The sequence below is a fragment of the Mesorhizobium sp. M0088 genome (assembly GCF_040322895.1).
Lineage (GTDB): Bacteria > Pseudomonadota > Alphaproteobacteria > Rhizobiales > Rhizobiaceae > Mesorhizobium.
This window is the reverse complement of sequence record NZ_JAMYUI010000021.1, coordinates 21,846-34,539: the sequence shown is the minus strand read 5'-3', so window position 1 is coordinate 34,539 and position 12,694 is coordinate 21,846. Positions and strand designations below refer to the sequence as shown.

Genomic DNA, 12,694 nt, shown 5'->3' with positions numbered 1-12,694 from the left:
TGGCCTGGCCTGAAAAGGCCATTTGACACGATCATAACGCGGAGGAGGCGCACGGTGCTTGCATTCAAACGCTTGAAATGATGATGTCATGCGTGAAGCGTGCATGACGTGAGGAAAAACCATGGATGAGGCGCGCATTGACCAGTTTGACCGCAAGATAATGGCGCTGTTGCAGGGTGATGCGCGGCTGACCAACAACGATCTTTCGGAGCGGGTGAACCTGTCGGCGTCGCAATGCTCGCGCCGCCGCCAGCGGCTGGAGGAGGACGGCTTTATCAAGGGCTATCGCGCCGTTCTCGACCGCGACAAGCTCGGTTTTTCCCTGGTCAACGTCATTTCGGTGACGCTCGCCACGCACAACCGCGACAATGCAAGGCGCTTCGGCGAGCTGGTGGCGCGGCTGCCCGAAGTGCAGGAAGCGCACGCGCTGACCGGTGAGATGGACTATATCCTGAAAGTGGTGACGCCCGACCTGAAGTCGCTGTCGGAATTCGTCAACGGCGTGCTCCTGCCACACGAATCCGTGCAGCACGTGAAGACAGCGATCGTGCTGGAGACGTTGAAGGAGACCGGCGCGCTGCCGATTTAAGCCCTGGCCGTTCAGCCCTTCGACTGCTGGATCAGCCCATAGAGATTGGTGCAGCGGGCGCCGGAGCGGCAATAGGCGAAGACCGGGCCGTCGAGCTCGTCGAGCGCTTCGGCCTGATCCTCGACATTCTCGGCGGTGATCTGGCCGCTGATGACGGGGATGTAGCGGAAGGCGAGCCCTGCGGCTTCGACCGCCGCCTTGACGGTGTCGGCAGAAGGCTGGCCGGGCTGTTCGTCATCGGGCCGGTTGCAGATGACGCTCTTGAAGCCGGCTTCCTTGATGGCGGCGACGTCCTCAGGCTGGATCTGGCCCGAAACCGAATAGTCCTCGCTGATTTCGCGGTATTCCATGGCAGCATCCTCGCAAACTGGTCAGGCGGCAGTCTTGCCACTCCCCGATATGGGCGGCAATCCGTACCGAAGGAATTCTCTGCCAAATAGACATTGCGTGGCGGAAAATCCAACCGGGCCGATGCGGCCCGGCTGGACGATCCTTCAAACTCAGCTGCCGAGAATGGCGCCTTTGATCTGACGGATGTTGTTGTGCATCATGTCGATATAGGTCGCGGCCGGGCCGTCGGGCTGCGACAGCGCATCCGAATAGAGCGTGCCGCCGACCTTGATGCCGGTTTCGCTGGCGATCTGTTCGATCAGGCGCGGGTTGGTGATGTTCTCGACGAAGATCGCAGCCGCCTTGTCCTGCTTCACCTGATTGACCAGTTTGGCGACGTCTGCGGCGGATGGCTCGGAGTCGGTCGAGATGCCTTGCGGGGCGAGGAAGGTCAGGCCGTATGCGTGTTCGAAATAGCCGAAGGCGTCATGCGAGGTGATGACGACGCGCTTGTTCTCCGGGATTGAGGCGATCGCCGCTTTCACTTCGCCTTCGACTGCGTCGAGCTTCTTCGTGTAGGTGGCGGCATTGGTCTGGTAGCTGACGCAGCCTTCCGCATCCGCCGCGCAGAAAGCCTCGGCGATGTTCTTCACGTAGATCCTGGCATTGGCGATCGACTGGAAGGCGTGCGGATCGGTGACCGTCTTGCCGCCGCCGGTGCCGGCACCTTCGGCCGCGTCGGCATCGGCGAATTCAGGTTTGAAATCGATCGGCGTCACGCCCTTGGTCAAGGTGATGATAGACGCCTTGGTGGCGCTGGCATCGACCAGCCGCTGCAGGAAACCTTCGAAATGCAGGCCGTTGACCAGAACGATGTCGGCCTTGGCCATGGCCACCGCATCGGCCGGGCTCGGCTCGTAGACATGGGCGTCGCCATCCGGCCCGACAATGGTGGTGACGTCGATGCGGTCGCCGCCGACATTTTTGGCGAAATCGGCAATGACGGTGAAGCTGGCGACCACTTTCAGCGGTGCGGCCAAGGCCGACGATGCGCCAAAAGCGGTTAATGTTATAACGCTCATCGCCAGGGCGGCATGGATCGATTTCAGCATAGACGGGTCTCCTTCTAGGGGCGGGGATCAGGCCGTTCTGTGACGGTGATGGATGATGCGCGCGCGCAGAATGCCGCGCGTGCCAAACAGGATCGAGGCGAAATAGACGACGCCGGCCGACAGGATTATGGCCGGGCCAGATGGCAGCGACGCGTGATAGGACAGAAGCAGTCCGGCGACGCAGGAGGCGAAGCCGATCAGCACCGCCAGCACGCACATCGGCTCGACGCGAACTGTCCAGAAGCGGGCGGCTGCGGCCGGCAGCATCATCAGCCCAACCGACAGAAGCGTGCCGAGTGCCTGGAAGCCGCCGACAAGATTGAGCACGACAAGGCCGAGGAAGATGAAATGCACCGGACTGCCGAGCCGGCTGACCGAGCGCAGGAACAGCGGGTCGAGGCATTCGGCGACCAGCGCCCGCCAGAAGATGGCGAGGCTGACCAGCGTCACCGCGACGATGCCGCCGATCAGCGTCAGGGCCTCATCGTTGAGCGCCAGCACGGTGCCGAACAGCACATGCATGAGATCGACGCTGGACCCGCGGATCGACACCATCAGCACGCCGATGGCGAGCGAAATCAGATAGAAGGCCGCCATCGACGCGTCTTCGCGCTGGATGGTGAAGCGCGAGACGGCGCCGGCGCCGAGCGCGACGATGACGCCGGCGATCAGGCCGCCGATGGTCATCGGCAGGATCTCCAGCCCATAGAACAGGAAGCCGGCGGCCGCGCCGGGCAGGATTGCATGCGCCATCGCGTCGCCCGACAGGCTCATGCGCCGCAGCATCAGGAAGACGCCGATAGGGCAGGCGCCGAGCGACAGCATCAGCGAACCGATCAAAGCCCGCTGCATGAAGCCGAAATCGGCGAAGGGCGCGATGACAAGGCCGTAAAGCATGTCCATCAGGCAGCCCTCGGTCCGACGCCGTGTCGATGGTCATGGTGATCGTGGCCATGGTGATCGTCACCATGAGCGTCCTCGCCCGGCTCGCACCAGGGTGCATTTTCTTCCCAAGCTTCGTGGAAGCGGCGGGCGCGCAACAGGTTGTCAGGTTTCAGCGTTTCCCTTGTTTCGCCCCAGGCGATCGGCTGGCGGGCGAGAAGCAGCGTTTCGGGGAAATTCTGCCGCACCAGGTCCAGATCGTGGACGACAACCATGATGGTGCGTTCCTCGCCGTGCCAGTGCTTGATCAGGGCAATGAGGTCGCCGACCGTCTTGGCGTCGACGGCGTTGAAGGGTTCGTCGAGCAGGATGAGGTCGGCGTCCTGCAGCAGGACGCGCGCAAACAGCGTGCGCTGCAACTGGCCGCCTGACAGCGTGTCGATCGGGCGCTTTTCAAAGCCGCCGAGGCCGACCGCCATCAGCGCCTTGCTGACGTCATCGCGATCTTCCTTGGTGTAGCGGCCAAGCAGGCCGCGTCGTGGCCACAGGCCGAGCGAAACCAGATCGACCACGCGCGCTGGAAAAGAGCGGTCGAGCTCCGATTGCTGCGGCAGATAGGCGGCACGTACACCGGGCGCGCGGATAACCTCGCCGGCCATTGGCTTCAGGACGCCGACAATGCCTTTCATCAGCGTCGATTTGCCGGAGCCGTTGGCGCCGACCACAGCGGTCAGCGAGCCCTTGCGGATGGTGCCGTCGAGATGATGGATCGCCGGATGGCTGCCGTAGCCAAGCGTCAGGTCGCGGAATGTCAGGCAGGTATTTGTCATTCTGCGATCCGTAGGCGGCGAAATCCGGCTGCTGGCAGCGGCCGATTGGATATGTGATGTTATTACATTAGTCAACAAGCCAATCCGGCGGAATTGCGGCCGCAGGGTCAACTTGCCGTGTGTGCATGCCATATGCCGTTGGCCCAAGGGGATTCGACCTGGCGACCTTGCCCCAAGCCGGCCGCGACTCTAAAGAAGCGCAACCGTCACAGGAAGGAACCATCCAATGAGCATTCGTCGCATCGATGTCGGCCCGCGCATGAGCCAGATCGTCATCCATGGCAATACCGTCTATCTGGCTGGTCAGGTCGGCCAGCCAACCGGCAACGTCGCTTCGCAGACCAGGGACATCCTGGCGACTGTCGACGAATTGCTGGCCAAGGCTGGCTCCGACAAGACCAAGATCCTGCAGGCGATCATCTGGCTGGCCGACATGAGTACCTTTGCCGAGATGAACGCGGAATGGGACAAGTGGGTGCCGCAGGGCAACACGCCAGCCCGTGCCACCGGCGAAGCAAAGCTCGCCACCCCGGACTATCTGGTCGAGATTATTATTACCGCCGCGATTTGAGTTTTTACCCTCCCCCTTGTGGGGAGGGTCGCTGCGAAGCAGCGGGGTGGGGGTCGGCGCCGCGCACCCCCCCCCCCATTGGCACCAATAGGGAGGACTAGAGGGGCGCGCGGCCCCCCCCCCACCCGGGGGGGGGGGGCGCCGCCCCCGGCGGCGGGGGGGCGCCCCCCGGCGCCGCACCCCCCACCCCGTTTCGCCACCATTGCTTCGCAATGCCGGCTCGCCGACCCTCCCCACAAGGGGGAGGGTGAAGAAAGACTACCCCTGCGGCCTGAACCTTGCCACCAGCGTGTGGCTTTCGGCTGTGTAGGTAAAGCGCACATGGGTGACCGGGTGCTCGGCGCTCCATGTCCGTCGCTCTACCACCAGGCACGGCGCGCCGGCTTCGATATCGAGTGCGGCCGCTATATGCCTGTCGGCGGCGACAGCGCGAATCCGGTGTTCGGCTTCGCTCCACGGCACGCGGCCGATCAGCCATGGTCCTGGTGCGATGGCCACGAATTCCTCGTCCGCTGCCTCGGGTACGGCGGTGAGGTTGATCAGCCGCTGTTCATGCGCGAACGGCCGCTCGCCGGCGAAATGCCCGCATTCCAGCGCCAGAACCGGTCCGGCCAAGCCCAATTCCAGCAGGGCGCGATCCTCGGCGCTGCTGCGCCTTTTGTGCCGAGCGACGCGCTCGTAGCGGTAAGGCAGGCCGAGCGCTTCGACCTCGATGCGGATATCGTGGATTTCCAGCACCGCCGCTTGCGACTGCGGCCGGCGCACAAAGCTGCCTGAGCGGCGGCGACGTTCGATCAGCCCGGCCTTGGCAAGCTGTGACAGCGCCTTGTTCACCGTCATGCGCGAGCAATTGTATTGCACGCTCAGTTCGTGCTCGAACGGGATGCGATGGCCGGGCGCCCAGGCACCGGACGTGATCTTCTCACTGATGTCGGTCAGGATGCGCTGGTGCAGCGAGCCGCCACCGTCCGCTACCACTGTGCCGGCCATGCTCATGCCGAAAGCGCCGTCATCACGCTGCGAAACCGCTCGGCGATAGCCTCTCGCTTCACATGCCTGCCGCCGCTGACCTGCTTGAGCCCATGCACCCAGACGCAGTCGACCTTGCCGCCATTGGCGAAGATCCAGGCGTCCAGGATCGCGTCGCCGCTCTTGCCGGCCAGCGAGGGATTTTTGGGATCGAGCGAGACGAGATCGGCGGATGCGCCGGCGGCGATCTGCGAGATGCCGGCGCCAAGGGCGACGCTGCCCCCGTCCAGCGCGGCATCGAACAGCGCCCGGCCGGTCGAGCCGCCCGCGACCGCCAGCACATTGCGGGCGCGGTGGGCGAGGCGTTGTGAATATTCGAGCTGGCGCAATTCATCGGGCAGGCCGATGAGCACGTTCGAATCGGAGCCGACGCCATAGCGGCCGCCATGTTCCCTGAACAGCGGCGCGGCAAAAGTGCCGTCACCGAGATTGGCCTCGGTGATCGGGCAAAGACCGGCGATGGCGCCGCTCCTGGCCATGGCAACGGTTTCAGCATCGGTCATGTGCGTGGCGTGGATCAGGCACCAGCGCTTGTCCACCTTGGCATGGCCAAGCAGAAATTCGACCGGCCGCGCGCCCGACCAGGCAAGGCAATCCTCGACCTCTTTCACCTGCTCTGCAATGTGGATGTGGATAGGCCCATCCGGCGCTAGGGCAGTCACCTCAATCAGTTCTTCCGGCGTCGCGGCGCGAAGGCTGTGCGGAGCGACGCCGACGACAGCTTGATTCAACGCGCGAACCGATTCGTGGCATTTCTCAACAAGCCGCGAGAACCGATTCACATCGTTGATGAATCGCCTCTGGCCTTCGTTTGGCGCGGCGCCGCCGAAAGACGAGTGCGCATAAAACACCGGCAACAGCGTCAGGCCGATGCCCGTCTCGCCGGCCGCCGCCGCAATGCGCTCGGCCATCTCGGCTGGGTTGGCGTAGGACTTTCCATCGCGGTCGTGATGCAGATAGTGAAATTCGCCGACGCGGGAAAAACCGGCCTCCAGCATCTCGACATAGAGTTGTGCGGCAACCGCCTCGACCTGATCGGGTGTCATCGACAGGGCGAAACGGTACATCACCTCGCGCCAGCTCCAGAAACTGTCGGCGGAGGGGCCGCGAAGTTCGGCAAGGCCGGCCATGCCGCGCTGGAAGGCGTGGCTGTGAAGGTTGGGCATGCCGGGCAACAGGATCGCGTGGCGTTCGTCGCCGGCTAGCGCGGTAGCTCCAGGCTCGACGGTCGTGATGCGTCCCTCGGCGAAGGTGAGCCGCACATTATCGCGCCAGCCATCGGGAAGGAGCGCCTGTTCCGCAAAGATCGCTGCCACTTTTCTCTCCGGTTCTCTGTCTCTCATGCGATGATGGCACTTGCAGTGCGTTTCAATATGTATATACATAATCGTCATCGATTGAAACGGAAAAGATGATGGCTGGACAGAGCAAAAGCCGGGCAGGGGATCTTCGTCTGTGGCGCAATGCGCGGCTAGCGACAATGGCCGACGGGTCTGCCGGACTTGGCGTCGTCGAACATGGCGCGGTCGCTGCGCGTGACGGCCGCATTGTCTATGCCGGCCTCGAGTCGGAGCTGCCCCCAACACTTGCCCGGGGCGCCGAGACGGTCGATTGCGAGGGCCGCTGGATCACGCCTGGCCTGATCGACTGCCACACCCATCTGGTCCATGCCGGCAACCGCGCCAACGAATTCGAGATGCGGCTGGCCGGCGCCACCTATGAAGAGGTCGCCCGGGCCGGCGGCGGCATTGTTTCGTCGGTCAAATCCTTGCGCGCCGCCAGCGAAGATGAACTGGTCACTCAATCGCTGCCGCGCCTCGATGCGCTGATCGCCGAAGGCGTGACCACCGTCGAGATCAAGTCCGGCTATGGCCTCGACCTCGAAAACGAGAAGAAGTCGCTGCGTGCCGCACGGCAGTTGGGCAACCAGCGGCCGGTGACAATCCGCACCACCTTCCTCGGCGCTCACGCGCTGCCGCCGGAAGCCAAGGGCGACAAGGACGCCTTTATCGATCTGGTCGCCAATGAGATTCTTCCAAAGATTGCCGCCGAGGGGCTGGCCGATGCGGTCGACGGGTTTTGCGAGGGCATCGCCTTTTCGCCGGAACAGATGGCGCGCGTCTTCGCTGCGGCAAAGGCGGCCGGCCTGCCGGTCAAGCTTCATGCCGACCAACTGTCCAATTTGCATGGCGCCGAACTCGCCGCCCGTTACGGTGCGCTGTCGGCCGACCATCTCGAATACACCGATGAGGCGGGTGCAGCGGCGATGGCCAAGGCCGGAACCGTGGCGACGATCCTGCCCGGCGCCTACTATTTCATCCGCGAAACCAAGAAGCCGCCGATCGGCCTGTTTCGCCAGCACGGCGTCAAGATGGCTGTCGCCACCGACAACAATCCCGGCACTTCGCCGCTGACCTCACTGCTTCTGACCATGAACATGGCCGCGACCCTGTTCGGCCTGACCGTCGATGAATGCCTTGCCGGCGTCACCCGGGAGGCCGCCCGCGCGCTTGGTTTGCTGGGAGAAACCGGCACGCTTGAGGTCGGAAAATCCGCCGACCTGGCGATCTGGAACATCGAGCGCCCCGCCGAACTCGTCTACCGCATGGGCTTCAACCCGCTGCATGCCCGCATCTGGAGAGGACAATGACCGAACTGACCCTGAAGCCCGGCAATGCGACGCTGGCCGACTGGCGCGCCATCTATCGTGGCGCCGTGCCCAAGCTGGACAATGCCTGCCGGCCAAAGATCAAGGCGAGCGCCGAGGCTGTCGCCAGGATCGTTGCCAAGGGCGAGCCGGTCTATGGCATCAACACCGGCTTCGGCAAACTGGCCAGCGTCCGCATCCCGGCCGAGGATCTCGAGACCTTGCAGCGCAACATCGTCCTGTCGCACGCCGCCGGCGTCGGAGAGCCGATGCCGGTTGCTGTCTGCAGGCTGATGATGGCGCTGAAGCTCGCCAGCCTGGCGCAGGGCGCGTCGGGTGTGCGGCCGCAGACCATCGAGCTGCTCGAAGCGATGCTGGCCAACGACGTCATCCCGGTGGTGCCGGCGCAAGGTTCGGTCGGCGCCTCCGGCGACCTCGCCCCGCTGTCGCACATGACGGCGGTGATGATCGGCGTCGGCGAATGCTTCACCCCGCATGGCCGTTTCCCGGCCAAGGTCGCCTTCGTCTCGCATGGATTGGAACCGGTGACGCTGGGCGCCAAGGAGGGCCTGGCGCTGCTCAACGGCACCCAGTTTTCGACCGCCTATGCGCTGGCCGCCTTGTTCGAGGCCGAAGTGCTCTACCAATCGGCGCTGGTCGCTGGTGCCCTGTCGACCGACGCGGCAAAAGGGTCCGACGCCCCCTTCGATCCGCGCATCCATGTGCTGAGAAAGCATCCCGGCCAGATCGAGACGGCCGACGCCCTGCGCAATCTGATGTCCGGCAGCGCCATCCGTGAATCGCATCGGGTTGGCGACGAACGTGTGCAGGATCCGTATTGCCTGCGCTGCCAGCCGCAGGTGATGGGCGCCGCACTCACCGTGCTGCGCCAGGCGGCCGACACGCTGGGCACCGAAGCCAATGGCGTCACCGACAATCCGCTGATCTTCGCCGAGGATGACACCGCGCTTTCCGGCGGCAATTTCCACGCCGAGCCGGTCGCCTTCGCCGCCGACATGATCGCGCTCGCCGTCTGCGAGATCGGTTCGCTGTCGGAACGCCGCATCGCCATGCTGGTCGATCCGGCACTGTCCGGCATGCCGGCCTTCCTGACGCCGAAGCCCGGCCTGAACTCCGGCTTCATGATTCCGCAGGTGACGGCGGCGGCGCTTGTCTCGGAAAACAAGCAGAAAGCCTATCCGGCCAGCGTCGATTCGATTCCCACATCGGCCAACCAGGAAGACCATGTTTCGATGGCCGCGCACGGTGCGCGCCGGCTGATCGGCATGGTCGAGAACGCCACCGCCGTGATCGGCATCGAATTGCTGGCCGCGGCCCAAGGCTGCGATTTCCATGCGCCGCTGGCCTCGAGCGGCGCCCTGGAGGCAGTGCGCAAGCTGGTCCGGGCCGAAGTGCCGCATCTCGACAATGACCGCCATTTCCACCCCGATATGGAAAAAGCCATCGCCATGGTGCGCAGCGGTGCGGCCATCGAGGCCGCCGGCGGCGTGGCTCTGCCGTCGGTTTCCGGAGCGATGTGATGGCAAACGCGCCCTGGCTGACGGTCACGCCCGGCACAGCGCCGTTGCTGGTGTCGATACCGCACACCGGCATCGACCTCGCCGGCCTTGAGAATCGGCTGGTCTCGCCCTGGCTCGGCCGCCGCGACTGCGATTGGTGGATCGACAATCTCTATGACTTTGCTGCCGGCCTCGGGGCGACGGTGGTGCACACCGCGATCTCGCGCACCGTCATCGACGTCAACCGCGATCCCTCCGGCGCCTCGCTTTACCCCGGCCAGGCGACGACCGGCCTTTGCCCGACCGAGACTTTCGATGGCGATCCGCTCTATCGCGAGGGCGAAGAACCGGGGCCGTCGGAGATCGACGAGCGTCGCGAGAAATTCTTCGTGCCCTACCATGCCGCCTTGCAGGTCGAAATCGACCGGTTGCGTGGCTTGCACGAAAAGATCGTCCTCTATGACTGCCACTCGATCCGTTCAGTGCTGCCGCGCCTGTTTGAAGGTACGCTGCCGGTTTTCAACCTCGGCACCAATGACGGTAGGAGCGCCGATCCGACGCTGCAGGCGATGGTCGGCCAGATCATGGCCGAAACCGGTGAAACCTTTGTCATCAACGGCCGCTTCAAGGGCGGCTGGATCACACGCCATTTCGGCCAGCCGCAACAAGGCGTGCATGCGCTGCAGATGGAACTCTCCAACCGCGGCTATATGCGCGAGCCAGATGGCAAGGGTACGCCGGACAATTGGCCGGTGCCCTATGACGCCGAGTTCGCAGCACCGATCCGCGCCACGCTGCGGAAAATCCTCGAGACCGCGACATCCTGGGCGCGCGTCTGACATCAGGTCCTTTATGGAGTGACGCCATGAACAATCCTCGCCACAACATCCGCGAAGTCCGCAGCCCGCGCGGCACCGAAATCAGCGCGCGCTCCTGGCTGACGGAAGCGCCGCTGCGCATGCTGATGAACAATCTCGACCCGGATGTTGCTGAAAATCCCAACGAGCTGGTCGTCTATGGCGGCATCGGCCGGGCGGCGCGCACCTGGAACGACTTTGACCGCATCGTCGCCTCCTTGAGGACGCTGGCCGATGACGAGACTTTGCTGGTGCAGTCGGGCAAGCCGGTCGGCGTCTTCCGCACCCATCCGGACGCCCCGCGTGTGCTGATCGCCAACTCCAATTTGGTGCCGCACTGGGCGAATTGGGAAAAGTTCAACGAGCTCGATAAGAAGGGCCTGATGATGTACGGCCAGATGACGGCCGGCTCGTGGATCTACATCGGCACGCAAGGCATCGTGCAAGGCACCTACGAGACCTTCGTCGAGGCCGGCCGCCAGCACTACGGCGGCAATCTCAAGGGAAAATGGATCCTGACCGGCGGTCTCGGCGGCATGGGTGGCGCCCAGCCGCTCGCCGCCGTCATGGCCGGCGCCTGCTGCCTGGCGATCGAATGCAACCCGGACTCGATCGATTTCCGCCTGCGCACCCGCTACGTCGACGAGCGCGCCGACACGCTCGACGAGGCGCTGGAAAAGATCGAACGCTGGACCAAAGCCGGGGAGGCGAAGTCGGTCGGCCTGCTTGGCAATACGGCCGACATCGTGCCGGAGATGTTCAGGCGTGGCATTCGCCCCGATATGGTCACCGATCAGACCTCGGCGCATGATCCCATCAACGGCTACCTGCCGAAGGGCTGGACGATGGCCGAGTGGCGCGAGAAGCGCGTCAGCGACCCCAAGGTGGTCGAGAAGGCGGCACGCGCTTCCATGCGCGAACATGTCGAGGCGATGGTGGCGTTCTGGAACGCCGGCGTGCCGACGCTCGACTACGGCAACAACATCCGCCAGGTGGCCAAGGAGGAGGGGTTCGACAACGCCTTTGCCTTCCCCGGCTTCGTGCCGGCCTATATCCGCCCGCTGTTCTGCCGTGGCATCGGGCCGTTCCGCTGGGCAGCCCTTTCCGGCGATCCTGAGGATATCTACAAGACCGACGCCAAGGTGCGCGAACTGACGCCCGGCAACACCCATCTGCACAACTGGCTCGACATGGCGCGCGAGCGCATTGCCTTTCAAGGATTGCCGGCGCGCATCTGCTGGGTCGGCCTTGGCGACCGCCACAGGCTCGGCCTCGCCTTCAACGAAATGGTGGCCAAGGGTGAGCTGAAGGCGCCTGTCGTCATCGGCCGCGATCACCTCGATTCCGGCTCGGTCGCCTCGCCGAACCGAGAAACGGAATCCATGAAGGACGGCTCGGACGCTGTGTCCGATTGGCCGCTGCTCAACGCGTTGCTCAACACGGCGTCCGGCGCCACCTGGGTGTCGCTGCACCATGGCGGCGGCGTCGGCATGGGTTTCTCGCAGCACGCCGGCATGGTCATCGTCGCCGACGGTACGCGGGACGCCGCCAGGCGCCTGGAGCGGGTGTTGTGGAACGACCCGGCGACCGGTGTCATGCGCCATGCCGATGCCGGCTACGACATCGCCGTCGAATGCGCCAAGGAGCACCAGCTCAATTTGCCCGGCATTCTCGGCTGATTGGCTGAGCCGATGCGCATCCTGCGGGCAGCCGAATACCGGTCGATGCCGTGGAAGAACGGCGGCGGCGTGACGACGGAAATCGCCGTTTCGCCCTCGGGTGCCGGTCTCGACGACTTCGACTGGCGCGTCTCGATGGCGCGCGTCGAATTGAGCGGGCCGTTCTCGCAATTCGTCGGTATCGATCGCACGCTTGCCGTGCTCGAAGGCGAGGGCATCGTCCTTGAGATTGCCAGCCACCCGCCGACATCCATAAACAGGACGACGGCCCTGTTTTCTTTCCCTGCCGACGTGCAGACCTCGGCTGCGCTGATCGGCGGGCCGATCACCGATCTCAATGTCATGACCCGCCGAAGCCGGGTGACGCATTCGGTCGAACGCCTGGTGATTTCGGCCCCCGTGGAAGTCCGGACTGAAGCCGGCACAACGCTCATCCTATGCTTGGACGGCGACGTCAGCGTGCCCGCCGCTGAACCGGTCCGCCTCGGTCCGCTCGACACGCTGCTGTCCGGTCCGGTCAGCACCGGCCTGCTCGTCCAACCCGCCCATGAGGCAACGCTGTTCGTGATCCGGATAGGCTCTGTCGCCGGCAACGATTAACGCTTGTTTCCAAACATGATCGCGGCACCGGCGAAATATAGCGTAAGC

Annotated in this window: 13 protein-coding genes; 7 read left to right on the top strand and 6 right to left on the bottom strand. The window is 64.3% G+C overall.

The genetic code is table 11. From position 1 onward, the window contains the following. Positions 1 to 121: 121 nt before the first annotated feature. Entirely contained in the window at positions 122 to 589 is a 468-nt protein-coding gene (locus NKJ67_RS23820) for an Lrp/AsnC family transcriptional regulator (RefSeq protein WP_127270128.1), read from the top strand. An 11-nt stretch (positions 590 to 600) separates the two neighbouring features. On the opposite strand, the gene NKJ67_RS23815 is transcribed toward NKJ67_RS23820, so the two are convergent. The 4 genes from NKJ67_RS23815 to aztA all read right to left on the bottom strand — a co-directional run bounded on the left by NKJ67_RS23815 (position 601) and on the right by aztA (position 3,743). Beyond that, entirely contained in the window at positions 601 to 939 is a 339-nt protein-coding gene (locus tag NKJ67_RS23815; RefSeq protein WP_127270126.1) for a protein tyrosine phosphatase family protein, read from the bottom strand. Between the two features lie 150 nt (positions 940 to 1,089). After that, a complete protein-coding gene (aztC, locus tag NKJ67_RS23810; protein WP_352583443.1) occupies positions 1,090 to 2,031 on the bottom strand; it encodes a zinc ABC transporter substrate-binding protein AztC in 942 nt (313 codons plus the stop codon). 27 nt (positions 2,032 to 2,058) lie between these two features. Then, a complete protein-coding gene (gene aztB / locus NKJ67_RS23805) occupies positions 2,059 to 2,934 on the bottom strand; it encodes a zinc ABC transporter permease AztB (protein WP_031212890.1) in 876 nt (291 codons plus the stop codon). Next, entirely contained in the window at positions 2,934 to 3,743 is an 810-nt protein-coding gene (aztA, locus tag NKJ67_RS23800; RefSeq protein WP_127322948.1) for a zinc ABC transporter ATP-binding protein AztA, read from the bottom strand. Before aztA ends, aztB begins: the two co-directional genes overlap by 1 nt. A gap of 226 nt (positions 3,744 to 3,969) precedes the next feature. Between aztA and NKJ67_RS23795 the strand changes: the two genes are divergently transcribed. After that, on the top strand, positions 3,970 to 4,314 hold the full coding sequence (locus NKJ67_RS23795) for a RidA family protein (protein WP_352583441.1): 345 nt from the start codon (positions 3,970 to 3,972) through the stop codon (positions 4,312 to 4,314). Positions 4,315 to 4,572: 258 nt separating this feature from the next. Here NKJ67_RS23795 and hutC read toward each other — a convergent pair whose 3' ends face one another. Continuing rightward, complete coding sequence (hutC, locus tag NKJ67_RS23790; protein WP_502905230.1) at positions 4,573 to 5,310, bottom strand: histidine utilization transcriptional repressor HutC; 738 nt, start codon at positions 5,308 to 5,310, stop codon at positions 4,573 to 4,575. Continuing rightward, positions 5,307 to 6,659, bottom strand: coding sequence for a formimidoylglutamate deiminase (locus tag NKJ67_RS23785; RefSeq protein WP_352583439.1), 1,353 nt, complete (start codon positions 6,657 to 6,659; stop codon positions 5,307 to 5,309). Before NKJ67_RS23785 ends, hutC begins: the two co-directional genes overlap by 4 nt. Before the next feature lie 98 nt (positions 6,660 to 6,757). On the opposite strand from NKJ67_RS23785, the gene hutI reads away from it, so the two are divergent. Genes hutI through NKJ67_RS23760 form a run of 5 tightly spaced genes read left to right on the top strand, consistent with a single transcriptional unit; the run spans position 6,758 to position 12,646 of the window. Beyond that, positions 6,758 to 7,993 carry an imidazolonepropionase gene (hutI, locus tag NKJ67_RS23780; RefSeq protein WP_352583437.1) on the top strand — a complete coding sequence of 412 codons (1,236 nt, stop codon included), beginning with the start codon at positions 6,758 to 6,760 and terminating at the stop codon, positions 7,991 to 7,993. Continuing rightward, the gene (hutH, locus tag NKJ67_RS23775; protein ID WP_352583435.1) at positions 7,990 to 9,531 is read left to right on the top strand and encodes a histidine ammonia-lyase; all 1,542 of its coding nucleotides are present in this window, start codon (positions 7,990 to 7,992) and stop codon (positions 9,529 to 9,531) included. The genes hutI and hutH overlap by 4 nt, the downstream gene beginning before the upstream one ends. Next, on the top strand, positions 9,531 to 10,349 hold the full coding sequence (gene hutG, locus NKJ67_RS23770; RefSeq protein ID WP_352583433.1) for an N-formylglutamate deformylase: 819 nt from the start codon (positions 9,531 to 9,533) through the stop codon (positions 10,347 to 10,349). The genes hutH and hutG overlap by 1 nt, the downstream gene beginning before the upstream one ends. 26 nt (positions 10,350 to 10,375) lie before the next feature. Beyond that, positions 10,376 to 12,046 carry a urocanate hydratase gene (hutU, locus tag NKJ67_RS23765; RefSeq protein ID WP_352583431.1) on the top strand — a complete coding sequence of 557 codons (1,671 nt, stop codon included), beginning with the start codon at positions 10,376 to 10,378 and terminating at the stop codon, positions 12,044 to 12,046. Between the two features lie 12 nt (positions 12,047 to 12,058). Next, positions 12,059 to 12,646, top strand: coding sequence for a HutD/Ves family protein (locus NKJ67_RS23760; protein WP_352583429.1), 588 nt, complete (start codon positions 12,059 to 12,061; stop codon positions 12,644 to 12,646). Positions 12,647 to 12,694 lie beyond the last annotated feature (48 nt).